Below are 18,014 nucleotides of genomic sequence, written 5' to 3'. Positions count from 1 at the left end.
GCCGTCCGCACGACGGCCGCGACGCGGTGGAGTTGGACACCGGCGCAGCGGCTCTCGCCGCACCGGCAAGGACGCCCGGCGCCAAAGCCGGGTGCATCTGAACCGCCCTGCCGTACGACGGTTCAGCGTGCACGTTCACGGTTCACGGTTCACGACGTGATCCAGGCCGTGAGTCAAACCCTCCGGGCGCGGGGCGTCAAGGGTTGGGGCGTCGGCTCACCGTGGGTACGGAACTACGGCGGCCGGCACGCCGCGTGGGGGCCCGCGGAGGGCGACGGCTGGAACCATCCCGGGCCACCGAGTCACGCCGTACCTCTTGACGCGACTGTTCCGGGGATGAACCATTCAGCGGCGAGAGAGCGCTCTCACCGCCCCACCCCGTTCACTTCGTGAACCGGGATCCGTTCGCTTCCCGAACACTTCCTGAACAGGAGAGCCGCCCCCATGACGTCCGACTCCCCCACCTCGTCCGCGAGTTCGCCCGGATCGTCGTCGTCCGCGAGTTCGCCCGGACCGTCACGGCTGCCCGCGGTCGGCCGACGCGCCGTCATCGGTGCCGCGGCCGCCGCCCCGCTGCTGGCGGCCCTGCCCGCCACCGCGTCCGCCTCCACCCGCCACCGCGGACGACCCCGTCGGCTCAAAGGCGGCGGCGACCTCGGCCCCCACGTGATCGTCTTCGACCCGTCCACGCGGAACATCCAGGCCAGGCTCGACGAGGTGTTCGCCCGCCAGGAGTCGGACCAGTTCGGGCCCGGGCGCTACCAGTTCCTGTTCAAGCCGGGCACGTACCACGGCCTCAACGCGCAGATCGGGTTCTACACGTCGATCTCGGGGCTGGGCCTCTCCCCCGACGACACCACCATCCACGGTGACATCACGGTCGACGCGGGCTGGTTCGACGGCAACGCCACCCAGAACTTCTGGCGTTCCGCGGAGAACCTGGCCGTCGTCCCGGTCAACGGGACCAACCGCTGGGCCGTCGCCCAGGCCGCCCCGTTCCGCCGCATGCACGTACGCGGTGGGCTCAACCTGGCGCCGGACGGCTACGGCTGGGCCAGCGGCGGCTACATCGCCGACAGCCGCATCGACGGCACGGTGGGACCGTACTCCCAGCAGCAGTGGTACACCCGGGACAGCTCCGTCGGCGGCTGGACCAACGGCGTCTGGAACATGGTCTTCTCCGGTGTCGAGGGCGCGCCCGCCCAGGGGTTCCCCGACCCGCCGTACACGACCCTGAGCACCACGCCCCGGTCCCGGGAGAAGCCTTTCCTGTATCTCGACGGCCACCGCTACCGGGTGTTCCTGCCCGCGCTGCGGACCGACGCCCGCGGGGTGACCTGGGGCAAGGGCACCCCACGCGGCACCTCGCTGCCCCTGGAGCGGTTCTACGTCGCCCGGCCAGGCGACTCCGCCGCCACCCTCAACCGGGCGCTCGACCAGGGCCTGCACCTGCTGCTGACCCCGGGGATCTACCACGTCGACCGGCCCCTGCGCGTGAACCGGCCGAACACCGTGGTCCTGGGCCTGGGTTACGCCACGCTCATCCCCGACAACGGCGTCACCGCGATGCGGGTGGCCGACGTCGACGGCGTGCGGCTGGCGGGCTTCCTGATCGACGCCGGGACCGTCAACTCGCCCGTCCTGCTGGAGGTCGGGCCGCGCTGGGCGTCCCGGAGCCATGCCGCGAACCCGATCACCGTGCAGGACGTGTTCATCCGGATCGGCGGCGCGGGCCCCGGCCGGGCGACCACGAGCATGGTCGTCAACGCCCGGCACACCCTCATCGACCACACCTGGGTGTGGCGCGCCGACCACGGCGACGGCGTCGGCTGGGAGACCAACCGCTGCGACTACGGCGTCGTCGTCAACGGCCACGACGTCCTGGCGACGGGCCTGTTCGTCGAGCACTTCAACAAGTACGACGTGCAGTGGAACGGCGAACGCGGCCGCACGATCTTCTTCCAGAACGAGAAGGCCTACGACGCCCCCGACCAGGCCGCCATCCAGAACGGCTCGATCAAGGGCTACGCCGCGTACAGGGTCGGCGACCACGTCACCACCCACGAGGGCTGGGGCATGGGCAGTTACTGCTACTACAACGTGAACCCGACGATCGTGCAGCACCACGGCTTCGCCGCCCCGGTGCGCCCCGGCGTGCGCTTCCATCACCTCCTGGTCGTCTCGCTGAGCGGCAACGGCCAGTACGAGTGCGTCATCAACGACACGGGGGCGCCGACCTCGGGGTCGGACACCGTGCCGTCGACGGTCGTGTCCTACCCCTGACGGTCCGCGCGACGGCACCCGGCGGCCCGTCGCACACCGGCTCCGGGTGTCCCTCCCGACCGAGGGCGCGGGAGGGACACCCGGCAGCGCAACCCGAGGGGCTGCCCGCCGACCCTCCGGGAGCGGGGCCTGCCCGCTTGCCCTCCGGGAGCTGGGTCTACCGCTGCGGAACAGGGGCAGGGGCAGGGGCGAGGGCGTGGTCGACGGATCGGCCGACGGCGCCGGCGGGCCGGGAACGGGGAGCGGGCGGCGTGGGCACGCATACGACCCTTCTCCCCTGCCGGCGGGCCGGGGGCGGGGAGCGGTGGCGGCGGCGTGGGCAGGCACGGCCTGCTCCCCCTCACGGGTCACGGTGTGCGGCTACGGCGGGGCGGCGTCTCGCGAACGGTGAGTGCAGGGAGTGCCGGGATGGACCGGCCGCGCACTCTTCCCCCCACCGGAGGCGTTGCGAGGGCCTTCCACGATCCTCACGGGATGCCGGGAAAGCGAAACGGGCCGAGATCGTTCTCGGCCCGCACCCGTGCATGCGTCGTTCTGAGTGTCCGAGGGGGGACTTGAACCCCCACGCCCGATAAAGGGCACTAGCACCTCAAGCTAGCGCGTCTGCCATTCCGCCACCCGGACCAGGTGTCCGTCGCCGTGCCAGGGGTGGGCCCCGGGGCGACACGGACAACCATACCAAGGTTTCGCAGCGGCCTTCACCTGCGTTTCCTTCGCTGCGGCGGCGGTCCGGGACCTGAGGGCCCGAGCACTCTAGGGTCACACCATGAGTGACTGGACGATGACCCACCGTGCGCTTCCGGGGCGTCGGCGGCGTGCCCTCTCACCGCTGAGGGAACATCTGCGGGACTCCTTCTGGTTCGCGCCGACAGCCGCCATGGTGGCCGTCTTCGTGGTGTGGCTGGTCACCGAGGAACTGGACACGGCGATCGTCCAGTCGCTGCGGGACGAGGGCGACTTCGAGACGCTCGACGACCTGGTGCGGTTCGCCGAGGACGTGAAGACCGTCGTCGGTGCGGTCAGCTCGGCGATGATGACCTTCATCGGTGTGGTCTTCAGCATCTCGCTGGTCGCGGTGCAGATGGCGAGCGGGCAGTTCACGCCCCGGGTGGTGCGGATCTTCGTCCGGAGCCGGATCACCAAGGCCACCTTCGCCGTCTTCCTCGCGACGTTCGTCCTGACACTGCTCGTGCTCACCGCCTTCGACAGCACCACCGATCCACGGCGGGTGGTGTCCGTCCCGCTGGTGCAGTCGGTCCTCACCCTGGGGATGGTCGCGTTGAGCCTGCTGCTGTTCGTGATGTACGTGAACACGACGCTGCGACTCATGCGGGTCAGTCATGTGATCGCACGGATCGCCGCGGAGTCCTTCCGCGCGGTCGCGCTGATGCCCGCGGCCGAGGTCGGCGAGAAGCGGCCCGAGCTGGGACCGGTCACAGCGTGGATCCCGCACGAGGGACGGGCGGGCGTGCTGCGGGACGTGCACATCGGGCGACTCGTGCGGGTGGCCCGGCGGCACGGGGTGGTACTGCGGCTGGTGCCGCGGATCGGGGACTTCGTGGTGCCCGGAACGCCCGTGCTCGCGGTGCACGGCGGGCAGGCGCCGCCCACGCGCGTCCTGCGGTACTCCATGGGCGTGGGGGTGGAGCGGACCTTCCACCAGGATCTGGGGTTCGGACTGCGGCAGTTGTCCGACATCGCGCTGCGGGCGATGTCCGCCGCGATCAACGATCCGACGACCGCCGTGCAGGCCCTGGACCGGGTGGTGCAGTTGCTGGCGGTGCTGTCCCGCCGGCCGCTGGACGTGGCGCTGCACCGTGATCGGGCGGGGGCGGTCCGGCTGGTGCAGCCGCTGCCCGGCTGGGAGGCCCTGGTGGACCTCGGGTTCGCCGAGGTGCGGGGCCATTCCGCCGAATCGCCGCAGGTGACGCGGCGCATGCTGGCCGGACTGGACGACCTGCTGCTGCTCGTGCCGCCGGAGCGGTGCGCACCGCTCCGGCGGCATCGCGAGCTGCTCCGGCAGGCCGTGGAGCGGGTCGCCCCGTCCCCGGCGGACCGTGCGTTCGGGCTGCGACCGGACCGTCAGGGCATCGGCTGACGCCCGGGCTGGGCACGGATCGGCTCGGACCGACGAGGACCGACGAGGACCGACGAGGACCGACGAGGACCGATGAGGACCGACCCGAACCGACGGCAACCGACGGCAACCGACCTCGATCGCCTCCGGCTCGCTCCAAGCCGACGCCGCTCGGCTCGCCCGGGAGCGGCTTCCTCGACCTCCCGGTCGCGCGGCGGCTCCAGGTGGCCTCCGGGGCAGGCCGTCAGCAGCGCCGTTTGCGGAGGGCCGCCATGTTGTCGTAGCTGATCTTCGCCTCCCGCAGCGACTGCGCGGGGTCGGTGGCGCTCGGCGAGTTGTCGTCCTCGACCATGGGGTTGCGGTAGTTCGGCTGCCCCACCCGGGAGAAGAACGTCGTGTAGTCGATGTCCCCGGTGCCGAACGGCACCATGTCCCAGCCCATGCCGTTGGTGGTGCTGACGACACCGTCCTTCGCGTGGAACAGCGGGTAGCGCTTGTTGTGGCGGGCGACCAGGCCCGCCGGGTCGAAGACGTTCCTGCGGGTGGAGCCGTCGGCGGCGGTGTAGGTGTGGAACTTGTACTGGGCGACGTGCGCCCAGAAGATGTCCATCTCCAGCCAGACCAGCTTCGGGTCGGTGACCTTCAGGAAGTACTCCAGCTTGCGGATGCCGGAGCTGCGGGTGGGCCGGCCCTGGTCGTCGAGCGGGCCGCGGTCGAGGAGGAAACCGTAGGCGCTGTCGTGGTTGTGGGTGTAGAGCTTGATGCCCTCGCGGCGGGCGATGGCGCCGAGCGCGTTCCACTTGTCGGCGGCCACGTCCCAGTCCTCTCGGTGGGAGCTGCCGGTGGGGTCGCCGCCGGTGCCCATGTGGTCCATGCCGAGGATGTTGGCGATCTCCAGGTGCTTCTTGAACGTGTCCTTGTCCGCCGGGGTGAGCGGCCAGGACGGCGGTATGAAGCCGTGGTTTCCCTGGGCGCGCAACCCGTAGTCGTCGAGCCAGCGGCGCAGGAGCCTGGCGCCCTGCACCGTTTCGAGGTTGTCGCCGCCGGGGGCGTTGGCGTGCTGCCGGTACCCGGCGAACTCGACCTGCCGGTAGCCGTGCCGGGCGAGCTGCTTGAACACCTCGCGGAAGCCGGAGGGCAGGTCGCTCGCGAGGGGGTCGCGGGCGGTGGCGTCGCGGACGGTGTAGAGGATGATGCCGCGCTTGTGCGGCGGGACGAGCACCTGACCGCGGCCGTGCCCGGCGCCGTGACCGTGGTCGTGGTCGCTGTCCCGGCCGTGGGCGAGTGCCGGGGCCGCACCGAAGACGGGGGCCGCGACCGCGCCGGCGGCCACGGCGGTGCAGGTGGTGAGGAAGCGGCGCCGGCCCACACCGAGGCTGCGGCGCAGAGACTCGTCGGGCCCGCCGGTGGCGGATGGCGCGGTGTCGGAGAGCTCGGGGTGGAGGGTCACGCGGGGCCTGCCTTCTCGGTCGTGGCCGGTGCCGGAACCGCCGGGACCGGCCGTTGTCAGTGTCGTGTGTTTCACTCTTGGTAGTCGGTCCCTGCCGGACCGTGCGCGAACGGCGCGCACGGCCGCCCGGGGTGCCGGTGACGGCGGTATGCACTGGGGAGGTGCGTCGGACAGGGAGGCGGGTCGGAGGGTCAGCAGGTCAGTGGGTCAGTGGGCCGGGTGAACGAGGTGTCGAGGCCGGCCAGGCGGAGCAGGAGCTGTTTGACGTCGGTGGCCGCGACGCGGTCGCCCACGGCATCGGGGGTGGAGCAGATGAGGAGCGGACCGTCGTCGTCGGTCGCCGGGAGACGGCCGTGGCTTCCGCGCAGGGGTGAGGGGTCGAGAGGCACGACCGCCATGCGGTAGCGCAGGCCGAGCTTCTTGCGGGCGAGTGCGGCGGCGGCCTTGACCCTGACGTACGGGTCGAGGGGGTCCATGAAGAGTTCGACCGGGTCGTAGCCGGGTTTGCGGTGGATCTCGACCAGGCGGGCGAAATCGGGAGCGCGGTCGTCGTCGAGCCAGTAGTAGTACGTGAACCAGGCGTCGGGTTCGGCCACGGCGACCAGTTCACCGGAGCGGGAGTGGTCGAGGTGGTGGGCCTTCTTGCCCTCGTCGTCGAGGAGTTGGTCGATGCCGGGCAGTCCGTCGAGGGCGGCGCGGGTGGCGTCGAGGTCCTCGGGCCGGCGTACGTAGACGTGGGCGATCTGGTGGTCGGCGACGGCGAAGGCGCGGGAGGCCATCGGGTCGAGGTATTCCATGCCGTCCTGCGTGTGCACGTCCAGCAGTCCGGCGCGGCGCAGGGCCCGGTTGATGTCGACGGGGCGGTTCACGCGGGTGATGCCGTACTCGGACAGGGCGACGACGGTGCGTCCCTCGGCGCGGGCGTCGTCGAGGAGGGGGGCCAGCGCGGCGTCGAGGTCGGCGGCGGCCCGCAGGGAGCGCGGGTCGTCGGGGCCGTGGCGCTGGAGGTCGTAGTCGAGGTGAGGGAGGTAGCAGAGGGTCAGGTCGGGGTGGCGGGTGCGCATGATGTGGCGGGTGGCGTCGATGATCCACTGGCTGGAGACCAGGTCGGCGCCGGGGCCCCAGAAGTGGAAGAGGGGGAAGGTGCCGAACTTCTCGGTGAGTTCGTCGTGGAGGGCGGGCGGCCGGGTGTAGCAGTCGGGTTCCTTGCGGCCGTCGGCGTAGTAGACGGGACGGGGGGTGACGGTGAAGTCGGTGTCGGCGCCCATCGCGTACCACCAGCAGATGTTGGCGACGGTGTAGCCGGGGTGGGCGCGGCGGGCGGCGTCCCAGAGCTTGTCGCCGGCGACGAGGCCGTTGTGCTGCCGCCACAGCAGGACGTCGCCGAGTTCGCGGAAGTACCAGCCGTTGCCGACGATGCCGTGCTCGGCGGGCAGGGTGCCGGTGAGGAAGGTGGACTGGGCGGCGCAGGTGACGGCGGGCAGCACGGTGCCGAGGGGGGCGCGCGAGCCGGCCTGGCCGAGGGACTTCAGGTGGGGCATGTGGTCGAGGAGGCGGGGGGTGAGGCCCACGACGTCGAGGACGAGGAGGGGGGTGGGGCGGCTCATGGGAGCTCCTTCAGGCCGAGGTCCGTCAGGAGGTCGCGGGCCAGGGCGAGTTCGGCGGCGATGCCGTCGGCGAGCGCGGCCCTGCCCTTGGGGCGCAGGTCGGGAGGGAGGGCCTGCCAGGTGTAGGTCTCGACCTCCAGGTGGTGGGTGAGGGGGCGCGGGCCGCCGACGAGGCGGGTCAGGGCGGAGGTCAGGACGGGCAGCGTGGAGGTGAGGGGTGTGACGGGGTCGGCGTGCAGGGGGACGTGGAAGTGGGCCCGCCAGGGCGCCGCGTCGGGCAGGGCGGTCCCGGCGAGGGCCTCGTCGAGGTCGTCGGTGCCCCGCAGGCCGGCGGCGGTGAGGGTGCGGGTCTGGTGCAGGAAGCGCGGCTCGGCGAAGGCGGCGAGGGCCGCGCGGACCTCCGGGAGGTGGGGGTGTTCGGCGTGCAGGGCGGCGGAGAGCTGGGACTTGACGACCGGCACCCCGGCCCGGGTGAGGTCGTCCAGGGCGGTGTGCGGGTCCTCGAAGGAGGTGGCGAGGTGACAGGTGTCGACACAGACGCCGATGCGGGGGTGGCCGATCGCGGTCAGCGGGGCGAGGGCGTCACGGGTGGTCTCGACGACGCAGCCGGGTTCGGGTTCCAGCGCGACCCGGACGGAGCGTCCGGTGAGGTCCTGGAGGGCGTCGAGTCGTTCGGCGAGGGTGCGCAGGGCGGTGTGGGCGGTGGCGGCCCGCCGGTCGTCGTGGGCGGTCCGCCAGGCCAGCGGCAGGGTGGAGATGCTGCCCTCGGTGACGTCGTCGGGGAGCAGCCCGGCGAGGACGCGGGCCAGGGCGGTCGTGTACTCCAGGCGTTCGGGGTCGGCCCAGTCCGGCTTGTAGACGCGGTACTTGACCTCGTCCGCGCCGAAGCCCTGGTAGGGGAAGCCGTTGAGGGTGACGACCTCCAGTCCGCGTTCCTCCAGGGCGCAGCGCAGGCCGCGCAGGGCGGAGGGGTCGGCGACCAGGGTCCGGGCGGCGTCCCGGGCGAGCCACAGGCCGATCCCGAGGCGGTCCCGGCCGAGGCGGCGGCGCACGGGCTCGCAGTGGTCGCGGAGCTGTGCGAGGACGCCGTCGAGGGTTTCGGCGGGGTGGACGTTGGTGCAGTAGGCGAGGTGGACGGTGGAGCCGTCGGGGTGGCGGAAGCGCATGGCTCACGCCCCCGCGGCGGGGGCGGCGGCCGGACCGGGCGCGTCCTTCGGGGCGCCGCGCTGGATGGAGTTGCCCTCGTGGGTGTCTCCGGGGGCGGTGACGTCCAGGGCGAGCCGGCCGCTGAGCCCGTAGAAGGCGACGGGATTACGCCACAGCACCCGGTCCACGTCGTCCTCGGTGAAGCCCTCGGCGAGCATCAGGTCGGCGACCTTGCGGGTCTTCAGCGGGTCGCTCCTGCCCCAGTCGGCCGCGGAGTTCACCAGGACCCGTTCGGGGCCGTACTCCCGGAGGATGGCGACCATCCGGTCCTCGTCCATCTTGGTGTCCGGGTAGACGGAGAAGCCGAGCCAGCAGCCGCTGTCCTTGGCCTCCTTCACGGTGGTCTCGTTGAGGTGGTCGACGAGGACCCGGTCCATCGGCAGGGCGGACTCGCGGACGACGTCGAGGGTGCGGCGCAGCCCGGCGAGTTTGTCGCGGTGCGGGGTGTGCACGAGGGCGGGCAGCCCGTGGTCGGCGGCGAGCTGGAGCTGCGCGGCCAGTGCGGTGTCCTCGGCGGGGGTCATGGAGTCGTAGCCGATCTCGCCGACGGCCACCACGTTGTCCTTGACGAGATAGCGGGGCAGTTCGTCGAGGACGGGGAGGCAGCGCGGGTCGTTGGCCTCCTTGGGGTTGAGGGCGAGGGTGCAGTGGTGGGCGATGCCGTACTGGGCGGCGCGGAAGGGTTCCCACCCGAGGAGGGCGTCGAAGTAGTCGAGGAAGGAGGCCGGGGAGGTGCGGGGCTGGCCCAGCCAGAAGGCCGGCTCGACGACGGCGCGGACCCCCGCGGTGTACATGGCCTGGTAGTCGTCGGTGGTCCGGGACGTCATGTGGATGTGGGGGTCGAAGAGGCGCATCAGGTCTCCTTGACGTGGGGGTCGTCCGCGTGGGGGGTGTCGGCGTGGGGGTCGTCCACAGGGGAGGGCTGCGGGGTGAGCGGGCGGTCCGGGGCGGGCGTCGGGGCGGCGGGGCCGGCGGTCGCGGTGAGGGCGAGGACGCGGTGCAGGTCATCGGGGACCGGGCGGCCGGCGGCGGTGCGTTCCTCGGCGAAGTCGCCGAGCATGCGGGCGAGTTCGCCGTCGCCCCAGGCCCGCCGGGCCAGGTCGGTGATCCGGTCGACGGGGACGCCGGTGAACAGGCACTTAAGAACGGCGTGCCGCCAGGTGTGGGGGTCGAGGTGCCGGGCGCCGTAGGGGCCGAGTGCGGCGGCGACGAGGCGGGTGTCGTTGGTGCGCAGGGCGTCCTCGACGAGCGGGACGGCGTCCGGGCCGGGCACCAGGTGGGCCAGGGCGTGCAGGACCGCGCGGCGTTCGTCGGCGGTGCCCTGGGAGTAGACGCGGTTCAGGGCGTCGGCATCGGCACGGGCGGCGTTCAGGATGAGGACGCGGGCGGCGTCGGCGTGGGCGGTCCCGCAGCGGCGCCCGGCCTCGGCGAGCCGCAGCTCCCACACGGAGATGGGGCCGTGGGTGCCCGGGTGCTCGGCGGCCTCTTCGAGGGCCCGGTCCAGCCAGGCGAGGGCGGCCGGTTCGAGGCGGTCGGTGAGGTGCCGGCGCAGTCCGGCGGGCGTGAGGCGCGCCTCGGGGGCGGCGGAGCCGTCGGCCTCCGATGCGGTGGCGCCGGGGGCGGAGGCGTCGGTCGTCGCGCGTGCCGCGGGGTGGGCGGCGGCGGACGGGACGGCGGCGCCCGCGGAATCCGTCTCCGGGGTGCCCGGGACGGCAGGGGGGCGGTTCATGGGGTGGTGCTCCCTTCGGGGGTGGCGGAGGGATCGCCGTGTGAGGGGACGGGATCGGAGGTGCGGGTGGTGGCGGGGGCGGCGGGGGCCGGAGCGGGAGACCGCGGAGGGGAGGCCGTCGGGCGGGCGGGGGCGGCGGGCGTGACGGGAGCGGAGGAGGCGGCGGCGCGGGGCGGGCTCGCAGGTGACGGGGCGGCGGCGCGGAGGAAGGGCAGGGAGTGGGCGGCGAAGTGCGGGCCCGCGTGGGAGTGGCGGGGCAGTTCGACCACGGTCAGGCCCCGGTAGCCGGTGTCGGCGAGGGCCGCGAGGACGGGCGGGAAGTCGATCTCCCCGTCGCCGAAGGGCAGGTGCTCGTGCACACCGCGCCGCATGTCCTCGATCTGGACGTGCCGCAGCCAGGGGGCGGCCTCGCGCACGCAGTCCGCGGGAGGGAGGGGTTCGAGGCACTGGCAGTGGCCGATGTCCAGGGTGAGCCCGAGCGGCTCCGGATCTCCGAGGAGACGGCGCAGGTGGTGGAAGTCGGCGAGGGTGCCCAGGAGGTGGCCGGGTTCGGGTTCCACGGCGAGGGGGACGCCGGCTGCGTCGGCCGCCTCCAGGACGGGGGTGAGGGTCCGGGCGAGGCGCTTCCATCCGGTGTCCTCGTCGGTGCCCTCGGGCAGGACGCCGCTGAAGCAGTGGACGGCGTGCGCGCCCAGGTCGGCGGTGACCCGGACGGCCCGCAGGAGGAGATCGACGCGCCGGGCCCGGTCGTCCGCGTCCGGGTCGAGGAGGGACGGACCGTGCTTGCGGCGGGGGTCGAGGACGTAGCGGGCGCCGGTCTCGACAGTGACCCCGAGCCCGAGTGCGTCCAGCCGCCGGGCCACCCGGCGGGTGCGGACGGCCAGGTCCGGGGCGAGGGGGTCGAGGTGCATGTGGTCGAGGGTCAGGCCGACTCCGTCGTACCCGAGGTCGGCGAGCAGGCCGAGGGCGTCGTCGAGACGGAGGTCGGCGAGACCGTTGGTGCCGTAGCCGAAGCGGAGGGGGACGGGGTCCTGCGGGGGCGGCGGTGCTGCCTCGCCGCTGCCCCGGTGCCTGTTCCTCGACGCGTCGCGACTCATGTGATGCTCACCTTCCTCATCGCGGTCCGCCGCGCGAACCACCGGCCCGCCGGGGCCAGGGCCGCGACCAGCAGGGCGGTCACCGGGGCGCCTGCGCGGGCGGCGAGGGCGGCCTGGAGCGGGATCGTCGCGCGGATGCCGCCACCGACGGCGCGCTGGGTGAGCGGGGGTGACGGGTTGAGCGCGGCGTGGACGTAGGGCCGGGCGGCGGTGGCGGCGTAGGCGGCGCCCAGGACGGTGGCCAGGGCTCCGGCGGCCGGAGAAGCGGGCGCGGCCGTGCCGGGGCCCGGCAGGCCGGGGGCGGCTGCTGCCCGCCGGCCTGCCGGGAGCTGGGTGCGGCGGTGGGTGACGAGCCGGGTGAGCACCCCGGTCGTCGCGAGTGCCGCGAGGGGGGCCAGGACCGCCCCGCCGGTGGTCTCCCGGCGGGACACGGCGGTGACGGCCAGGGTGTGACTGCCGAGCAGCACGGCGGAGGGCAGGGCGGCACGGGTGCCACGGCCGGCATCACCGTCCCGGCCGCCGTCGTCCTGGGCGCTTCCGGTGGCCGCGGCGCCGAGGAGCAGGTCGAGTCCGCGGGCGGCGGCCATGGCCGCCGGACCGGCGGGCGTGTGCTTCAGGCTGAGGTCGTAGGACCAGACGGTCGCGGCGAGCGGCGCGGCCACGGCGAGGGCGGGGCGGCCCGCCGCGGCGGCGAGCGCCAGACCGGCACCGGTGAGCACGCCCCCCGCGGCGAGGGCGGCGGCCGGGCGGATGCGGCCGGACGGGATCGGGCGGTGCGGGCGTTCCCGGGCGTCCTCCTCCCGGTCCGCCCAGTCGTTCAGCGCCATGCCCGCCTCATAGAGGCACACGGAGGAGCCGATGGCGAGCAGGGTCCGCACCCCGGGCCGCGCACCGGCCGCCGCCGCTCCGGCCAGGGCGTCGCCGGGGACGGTGAACAGGGCGGGCAGACGCAGGAGTTCGGCCCAGGCACCGAGCCGGCCGGGTCCGACGTGCGGGACAGCGGGGCGGGGTACGCCGTCGGCGGGCGGGACGGGGGCGAGTGCGGGGGCCGGGGCGGGCGGGTCCGCCTCTCCGGCCTCGCCAGAGGCGGACCCGCCCGTGTCCGACAGGGCCCCGGACGTGCCCCGCGCTGCCCCGGACGGGCCCCATGCCGTCCCGGAGGCGCCCGTGACCGGCGTGCCCGGCGGGAACCGGCCCTCCGCGAACGCGCCCCGGCCGGTCATCGCCGCACCCCCGAGCCGTGCTCGTCACGCCCGCCCTGCGGGTCACGCCGGCCCTGCTGGTCATGCCCGCCCTGCGGGTCACGCCGGCCCCGCCCTCCGTCCCCTCCGTTGCCTCCATGCCCTCCGTCCGGGCCCCCCGCCCCGCCGGCGTCATCACGGAGCCGTGCGGCCAGGGTCAGCAGGTCCGCGTACTGCTCGTCCAGCGCGGCCGGGCCGTCGCCCACCGGGTCCTTGAAGTAGAAGCCGAGTTCGCGCAGCGGCCCGGTGAGGCCCTTCTGCCGGGCGCGGAGGGTGAGCCGGGCCAGGTCGAGGACGAGGGGGGCGGCCAGGGCGGAGTCGCAGCCCTGCCAGACGGTCTGGAGGATCATGCGGGAGCCGAGGAAGCCGTCGAAGGCGACGTGGTCCCAGGCTGTCTTCCAGTCGCCGAGGGCGGGCACGTCGTCGATGTGGACCTCGCCCTCGGGGGTGGTGCCGAGGGTGTCGGTGAGCACGCGCTCCTTGCCGCCGTTCTTGGCGGCGGCTGCCCCGGGGTCGGCGAGGGCGGCGCCGTCGCCGCCGCCCAGCAGGTTCGTGCCGGACCAGGCACGCACGGCGAGGGCGCGTCGGCGGAACATCGGGCCGAGCACCGAGCGCAGCAGGGTCTGTCCGGTCTTGCCGTCCCGTCCGGCGTACAGCAGGCCCGAGGCCGCGGCGGCTTCGGCGAGGGCCGGGTGGTGCAGGCCGGTGGAGGGGGTGAAGTTGACGTAGGGGCAGTCGGCGCGGAGGGCGGCGGCCGCGTAGAGGGAGCTGGCGGGCAGGGAGCCGTCGGTGGGGGCGGGCTCGGTGGAGGCGACGTTGACGACGACGGCGCCCTGGAGTTCGTGGCGGCGCACGAAGTCGCGGATGTCGGCGGCGAACGCGTCGATCCAGCCGTCCTGCGTACGGACGGACCCGTCGCCCCGCGTCCGGACGGCCTCACCGTCCTGCCTACCGGCGGCCTCACAGTCCCCCGTCCGGACGGGCTCGCCGCCCTGCTGCCTGATGCCGGAAGCCCCTCCGATACCACCGGCACCGCCGGAACCGCCAGCACCGCCGGCACCGCCGTGGGTCCCCGGCACAGGCCCGCCCGGTCGGATCTCCCGGTCGGCGGCGAGGAGTTCGGCGTGGACGGCGGCGGGCAGGCCGTGCGGGAGGACGCCGCCGGCGGCGAGGTGTTCGGCGCGCTTGGGCAGCGGGCAGTCCAGGGTGTCGTGGCCGCCGAAGACGAGGGAGGACAGCGGGGGCAGGCCGCAGTCGGCGAAGTCGGCGGTCTCGGTGACCATGCCGGTCGGCGGGTGGAGTCCGGCGGCGACGGCGGCGCAGCCGGTGACGGCGGTGGTGGCGACGGAGCCGCGGGCCCCGACGAGCCAGACGCCGAAGCGGGGGGCCGCGGAGGGGGTCGCGGTGGGGGTGGGGAGGAACGGTTCGGCGGACATGGGCAGCCTCCTTGTCGTACGCGAACCGGGGGTGAGCGCCGGAGGCGGACGAGCGGTGCCGGGCCCACGGGGGCCCGGCGGGACGGCGGGCGGAGGTCCGGCGTCCTCCGCCCGCCGCCGTTCTGGTCGCCCTAGGAGGGCAGCTCCTTCAGCTGGATGTCGCGGAAGGAGACCTTGTCGGCGGGGCCGTGGTTCTGCAGACCGATGTAGCCGTCGGTCAGGCTCCGCTCGGGGTCGGTGTTGGTGAAGTCGTTGATCTTGACTCCGTTGAGGAACACCTGGAGGCGTTCGCCCTTGACCTTGATCTCGTAGGAGTTCCACTGGCCGGGCGGACGGAGGACCTGGTCACGGGCCTTGATGTTCGCCGACTTGAAGGAGTAGACCGCACCGGTCGTCCGGTCCGGCGCGTCGGTGGCGTCGATCTGGATCTCGTAGCCCTTGTTCACGGCGGACCAGGGGTCGTCGGAGGCCGGGAAGCCCACGAAGATCCCGGAGTTGTCGTCGCCGCGCATCTTCCAGTCCAGCTTCAGGGAGTACGACGACAGTTCCTTGGCCTGGTACCAGAGCAGGCCCATGCCGCCGTTGGACTCCAGGGTGCCGTCCTTGACGTCGAAGCCGCCGGGGCCGGCCTGCTTCCAGCCGTCCAGGGTGTGGCCGTTGAAGATCGTCCGGTAGCCCTTGCTCGGCCTGCAGTCGGCCTTGACCTGGCCGGTGGCGTACTGGAGTCCGCCGAGCAGGTGGGCGCGGAAGGCTTCCTCGGCGTAGGACTCCTTGGTGTGGCCGCCGCCGGTGTAGAAGGACCGGCCGCCGCCGTAGTTCTGGCACCAGGCGATCGGGTGGTCGCCCTTCATGGTGCCGCCCTGGTAGGTCGTCTCGTCCAGGGTGGCGAGGACCTTGGCCTGCTCACGCGGGTTGGTGCGGTAGTTGTACCACTCGTCGGTGCGCTCCCAGGCGTCGCCCAGGTGCGCGGTGGACGGGTGGTCGTGGTCCTCGACGCGCACGGTGGCCTTCTGGACGGCCGGGTGCGAGTCGAAGTACGCGCCGACGAGGCCGCCGTAGAACTCCCAGTCGTACTCGGTGTCGGCGGCGGCGTGGATGCCCATGTAGCCGCCGCCGTTCTTGACGTAGTTCTCGAACGCCTTCTGCTGGTCGGCGTTGAGGACGTCACCGGTGGTGGACAGGAAGGCCACCGCGTCGTACTTGGCGAGGTTGGCGGTGGTGAACTGGCCGGCCTCCTCGGTCGCGTCGACGGTGATGCCGGCCGGGCCGCCGAGTTCCTTCAGCGCGGCGATGCCGGCGGGGATGGAGTCGTGCCGGAAGCCGGCGGTCCTGGAGAAGACCAGGACCTTCTTGCCGGCCTTGAAGCGCTCCTTGGAGAACTCGAAGTCGTCGATGTCGTAGAGCGCGCCGTCGCCGCCCCGGAAGACGAGGAAGATCTCGGAGGTCTTCTTCGGCAGGGACCGCAGGGGGACGTCGACGTTCTGGAACGTCTCCCAGCCTCCGGTCGGCGGGATGTAGGCCGAGCCGTGCAGCTTGCCGTCGGGTGAGCCGGTGCGCAGTTCGAGGTAGCCGCCGGAGCCGCCGGAGGAGGCGCGGACGGTCATCTTCTTCTGCCCGTCGAACCGGTAGGGGGTGAACGAGATCCAGTCGCCGTCGTGGATGTTGCCGACCGTCTTGCCGCCGTGGGCGCCGGTCTTGTCGATGACGGAGACGCCCTGCTGGGTGCCGAAGTGCTCGGCCTGGCGGTGCGGGGGCTGCAGGACGGTGCGGGCGGTGCCGGTGAGGGCTTCCTGGCCGTTCGCCCCGCCGTCGGTGTACGCGGCGCCGACGACGCCGTAGATGTTGGCGTTGGGGTCGTGGCCGCCGTCACCGGGGGGCGGGTCGAGGGTGCCCTCGCAGCCGGTCTCGCTGGTGAGTTCGTGGGCGTGGGAGTCGTGGCCGAGGCTGTAGACGACCTTGACCTTGGAGCAGTCGACCTTCTCCTCGGGGTCGGTGACGGTCACCTTGAACGGGACGGGTTCGCCGAAGGCGGACAGGGTGCCGTTGCCCGGGACGTCGATCTTCACCGTGGGTTCGGTGTTGCCGACGACGATGCGGACGCTGGCGTTGCCGGTGTTGCCCTCGGGGTCCTTGGCGGTGAAGGTCGCGGAGTAGGTGCCGGTCTTCTTGTACTTGTGGGTGGGGGTGAGGCCCTCGCCCTTGGTGCCGTCGCCGAAGTCCCAGCTGTAGGTGAGGTCGGTGGAGTCGGCGTCCTTGGCGGTGGCGGTGAACTTGACCTTCAGTCCGGCGGCGCCGGAGGTCTTGTCGGCCCGGACCTCGGCGATCGGGGAGAAGCCGTCCTCGGCGTTCTCGATCCGGTACAGGGCGGAGTGCTCGTCGCCCTGGAACCAGGACAGGCCGTAGTCCAGGACGTAGAGCGCGCCGTCGGGGCCGAAGTCCATGTCCATGATCTGCGTGCCGGTCCACGGGAAGTCGTTGATCTTCGCGACGGAGCCGTCGTCGTCCTGCTCGATCCGCTTGATCCAGCGGCGGCCGTACTCGCCGGCGAAGAAGTCACCGTCGTAGGCCTCGGGGAACTTCACCTTGGAGTCGAGGTCGGGGTCGTAGCGGTAGACCGGGCCGGCCATCGGGGACTCGGAGCCGCTGCCGAACTCGGGCAGGGAGCCGCCGTCGTAGGGGATCCAGGCGGCCTGGGCGGGCGGCAGGTCGGTGAGGCCGGTGTTGTGCCGCGAGGTGTTCTTCGGGGCGGCGCAGTCGAACGTCGCGCCGGAGGTGCCGGTGGCGAAGTCGTAGTCGTTGTAGGCGTCGTTGTCGCCGGTGCAGAACGGCCAGCCGAAGTTGGCGGCCTCGGTGACCTTGGCGAACTCGACCTGTCCGGCCGGTCCGCGGTCCGGGTCGGCGGCGCCCGCGTCGGGCCCGTAGTCGCCGACGTAGACCACGCCGGTCTTGTCGTCGACGCTCATCCGGAACGGGTTGCGGAAGCCCATCGCGTAGATCTCGGGGCGGGTCTTCTCGGTGCCCGGGGCGAAGAGGTTGCCCTCGGGGACGGTGTACGAGCCGTCCTCGGCGACCTTGATGCGCAGGATCTTGCCGCGCAGGTCGTTGGTGTTGCCGGAGGTGCGGCGGGCGTCGAAGGCCGGGTTGCGGTCGGCGCGTTCGTCGATGGGGGTGTAGCCGTCGGAGGCGAAGGGGTTGGTGTCGTCGCCGGTGGACAGGTACAGGTTGCCCTCGGCGTCGAAGTCGATGTCGCCGCCGACGTGGCAGCAGATGCCCCGGGTGGCCGCGACGTCCAGGACCTTCTTCTCGCTGGACAGGTCGAGGGTGCCGTTGGCGTTGAGGACGAAGCGGGAGAGGCGGTTGACGCCGTCGAACGGCGCGAAGTCCTCGGCGGTGCCGGTCTCGGGGGCGTCGCCGGCGGGGGTGTCGAGCGGCGGTGCGTAGTACAGGTAGATGGCCCGGTTGTTCTCGAAGTCCGGGTCGATGCCGACGCCCTGGAGGCCCTCCTCGTCGTGGCTGTAAACGGGGATGCGGCCGGCGACCTTGGTGACGCCGCCCTCGTCGGTGAGGCGGAGCGTGCCGTCGCGCGAGGTGTGCAGGACGCTGCGGTCGGGGAGGACGGCGAGCGACATCGGCTCGCCCATCTCGGGCTCGCCCTTGGCGAGCGGCACCTGCTGGAACTGCCCTTCGACGGCGGCCGGTTCGTCGTGCTCGGGATGCCCCGGGTGGGCTCCGGCGACGGTCGCCGGGGCGCCGACGGCCAGCAGCAGGCCGGTGAACAGGGCGAGGCCGGTGCGGAATCGGGTACGCCTCGTGGTGCGGGCGGATGTGGGTCGGCTTCTGTGCACGAAGTCCCTCCGGGAACGGGGTGGGGCCGTACGGAACGGGTGC

The 18,014-nt window shown here is 73.1% G+C and carries 11 protein-coding genes and 1 tRNA gene; 2 read left to right on the top strand and 10 right to left on the bottom strand.

The features are described 5' to 3' along the window. Nucleotides 1-444: 444 nt before the first annotated feature. On the top strand, nucleotides 445-2,283 hold the full coding sequence (locus AC02VZ_RS18435) for a coagulation factor 5/8 type domain-containing protein (protein WP_432058297.1): 1,839 nt from the start codon (nucleotides 445-447) through the stop codon (nucleotides 2,281-2,283). A 539-nt stretch (nucleotides 2,284-2,822) separates the two neighbouring features. Here AC02VZ_RS18435 and AC02VZ_RS18430 read toward each other — a convergent pair. Further along, nucleotides 2,823-2,907, bottom strand: a tRNA-Leu gene (locus tag AC02VZ_RS18430). Nucleotides 2,908-3,049: 142 nt separating this feature from the next. Between AC02VZ_RS18430 and AC02VZ_RS18425 the strand changes: the two genes are divergently transcribed. Continuing rightward, a complete protein-coding gene (locus AC02VZ_RS18425) occupies nucleotides 3,050-4,381 on the top strand; it encodes a DUF2254 domain-containing protein (RefSeq protein WP_432058298.1) in 1,332 nt (443 codons plus the stop codon). A 223-nt stretch (nucleotides 4,382-4,604) separates the two neighbouring features. On the opposite strand, the gene AC02VZ_RS18420 is transcribed toward AC02VZ_RS18425, so the two are convergent. The 9 genes from AC02VZ_RS18420 to AC02VZ_RS18380 form a co-directional block, all read right to left on the bottom strand. Then, nucleotides 4,605-5,810 (bottom strand): sugar phosphate isomerase/epimerase family protein, encoded by a 1,206-nt coding sequence (locus tag AC02VZ_RS18420; RefSeq protein WP_432058299.1) that lies wholly within the window; start codon nucleotides 5,808-5,810, stop codon nucleotides 4,605-4,607. Between the two features lie 191 nt (nucleotides 5,811-6,001). Next, complete coding sequence (locus AC02VZ_RS18415) at nucleotides 6,002-7,417, bottom strand: alkaline phosphatase family protein (protein ID WP_476475883.1); 1,416 nt, start codon at nucleotides 7,415-7,417, stop codon at nucleotides 6,002-6,004. Further along, on the bottom strand, nucleotides 7,414-8,583 hold the full coding sequence (eboE, locus tag AC02VZ_RS18410) for a metabolite traffic protein EboE (RefSeq protein WP_476475882.1): 1,170 nt from the start codon (nucleotides 8,581-8,583) through the stop codon (nucleotides 7,414-7,416). The genes AC02VZ_RS18415 and eboE overlap by 4 nt, the downstream gene beginning before the upstream one ends. A 3-nt stretch (nucleotides 8,584-8,586) precedes the next feature. Next, nucleotides 8,587-9,477 carry a TatD family hydrolase gene (locus tag AC02VZ_RS18405; RefSeq protein ID WP_476475881.1) on the bottom strand — a complete coding sequence of 297 codons (891 nt, stop codon included), beginning with the start codon at nucleotides 9,475-9,477 and terminating at the stop codon, nucleotides 8,587-8,589. Then, nucleotides 9,477-10,352, bottom strand: coding sequence for an EboA domain-containing protein (locus AC02VZ_RS18400; protein ID WP_476475880.1), 876 nt, complete (start codon nucleotides 10,350-10,352; stop codon nucleotides 9,477-9,479). The genes AC02VZ_RS18405 and AC02VZ_RS18400 overlap by 1 nt, the downstream gene beginning before the upstream one ends. Continuing rightward, the gene (locus tag AC02VZ_RS18395) at nucleotides 10,349-11,449 is read right to left on the bottom strand and encodes a sugar phosphate isomerase/epimerase family protein (protein WP_476475879.1); all 1,101 of its coding nucleotides are present in this window, start codon (nucleotides 11,447-11,449) and stop codon (nucleotides 10,349-10,351) included. Before AC02VZ_RS18395 ends, AC02VZ_RS18400 begins: the two co-directional genes overlap by 4 nt. Then, nucleotides 11,446-12,672, bottom strand: a complete 1,227-nt coding sequence (locus AC02VZ_RS18390; RefSeq protein ID WP_476475878.1) for an SCO3242 family prenyltransferase — start codon at nucleotides 12,670-12,672, stop codon at nucleotides 11,446-11,448. Before AC02VZ_RS18390 ends, AC02VZ_RS18395 begins: the two co-directional genes overlap by 4 nt. Further along, the gene (locus AC02VZ_RS18385) at nucleotides 12,669-14,126 is read right to left on the bottom strand and encodes an inositol-3-phosphate synthase (protein WP_476475877.1); all 1,458 of its coding nucleotides are present in this window, start codon (nucleotides 14,124-14,126) and stop codon (nucleotides 12,669-12,671) included. Before AC02VZ_RS18385 ends, AC02VZ_RS18390 begins: the two co-directional genes overlap by 4 nt. Before the next feature lie 131 nt (nucleotides 14,127-14,257). Beyond that, a complete protein-coding gene (locus AC02VZ_RS18380; RefSeq protein WP_476475876.1) occupies nucleotides 14,258-17,971 on the bottom strand; it encodes a ThuA domain-containing protein in 3,714 nt (1,237 codons plus the stop codon). Nucleotides 17,972-18,014 lie beyond the last annotated feature (43 nt).

This window comes from Streptomyces sp. 3-6, assembly GCF_056323165.1.
Note: the sequence above shows the minus strand (reverse complement) of the source record. Positions and strands in the feature narration are given on the sequence as shown.